The sequence below is a fragment of the Streptomyces sp. NPDC057654 genome, from assembly GCF_042800135.1.
In the GTDB taxonomy this organism is placed as follows: Bacteria; Actinomycetota; Actinomycetes; order Streptomycetales; family Streptomycetaceae; genus Streptomyces.
Map to the genome: position 1 here is coordinate 1 of NZ_JBHVHQ010001347.1, position 1,456 is coordinate 1,456.

General features: G+C 72.4%; 1 protein-coding gene. It reads left to right on the forward strand.

The window, feature by feature from the left end:
• Positions 1–25 precede the first annotated feature (25 nt).
• Positions 26–1,417 (forward strand): ricin-type beta-trefoil lectin domain protein, encoded by a 1,392-nt coding sequence (locus ACFU99_RS43480; RefSeq protein ID WP_384404286.1) that lies wholly within the window; start codon positions 26–28, stop codon positions 1,415–1,417.
• Positions 1,418–1,456: the final 39 nt, after the last annotated feature.

The following is a 1,456-nucleotide window of genomic DNA, read 5'->3' on the forward strand; positions in this document are numbered from 1 at the left end:
CGCCGGCGCCCCGGCCGCCACGCCCCTGCCGCCGGACCTGGAGAAGATCCGGGCGGCCGAGGCCGCCAAGCTGTACGGCGACCCCGCCGAGCGCCCCCTCGGCCAGCGCAAGACCTCGCTCATCTCGCTCGGCGACAGCGAGATCTCCGGCGAGGGCGTCGGCACGTACGAGCCCGGGACCGACGGCCCCGACAACTGGTGCCACCGTTCGCCCGACTCGGCCGTCCACCGCACGGGCATCCCGGCCGACGTCACGTACAACGTCTCCTGCTCGGGCGCGTACACCGGGAACATCGTCATCGGCGGAACCAAGCAGTATCCGGACGAACTGGTGCAGAGCGACAGCCTCGCCGTCAAGGCCCGCAACACGAGGATCAAGATGGTGCTGCTGGTCGCCGGCGCCAACGACGACCTCCAGTTCGGCCCCGTCATGACCGACTGCGTCGTCCGCTGGTTCACCCTCCAGGGCGCCTGCGAGCCCAAGTACCGGCCCGGCTGGCAGGCCCGCGTCGACGGCCTCGTGCCCAAGGTCGAGAAGACCGTACGGGACCTGCGCACCACCATGACGAACGCGGGCTACGCGGACGGCGACTACAAGCTCGTCGTCATGGGCTACCCCAGCCCCATCGGCCCGGACGTCCAGGACAACCCGCGCTACCCCGGCAAGCTGCCGGGCGGCTGCACCGGCTACACCTCCGACGCCGCCTGGGGCCGCGACACCGCCGTCCCCGCCTTCGAGCGCGGCATGCGCAAGGCCGCCCAGGACACCGGCGCCCTCTACCTGGACAACTCGCGGCTCTTCCACGGCCACGAGGTCTGCATGGAGGACACCTGGGCGCGCGGCCTGTACGTGGACCTCGCCAACCCCTTCCCGCCGGACTCCAACTCGGTCCGCCAGTCCTTCCACCCCAACGCGCGCGGGCACGGCGCCTTCGCGTCCTGCCTGACCCAGCTCTACGACTCCGGCTGGCGGGAAGCGGGCTGCACGGACCCGGCCTCCACGGGGAAGCCGAAGCTCTACAAGGGAGCCTGGGACGACGCCTACCGGCCGCTGAAGAACGCCGCCACCGGCACCTGCGTCGACGCGTACGGCGCGAGCAGCCGCAACAACACCGAGGTCGGCGGCTGGGGCTGCGCAGGGCAGCGCAACCAGAGCTGGTGGTACGACCCCGAGCGCGGCTCGGTGCACACCGCGCTGACGCAGGACCGCTGCCTGGACGTGCCCGGCGGGAAGTACGAGGCGGGGGCCGCGCTGGTGCTGTGGAACTGCCACGGCGAGGGGAACCAGAAGTTCACCGAGTCCGCGGGCGCCATCCGGCCGGCCGCCGCGCCGGGGCTGTGCCTCGCCCTCGCGGCAGCCAAGGACCCGCTGCGGCTCCAGAAGTGCGACGGTTCGGCGAACCAGAGGTTCGTGTAGCGCGCCGCCCGTCCCCGGCTCGGAACCGCTGTCCGAGCC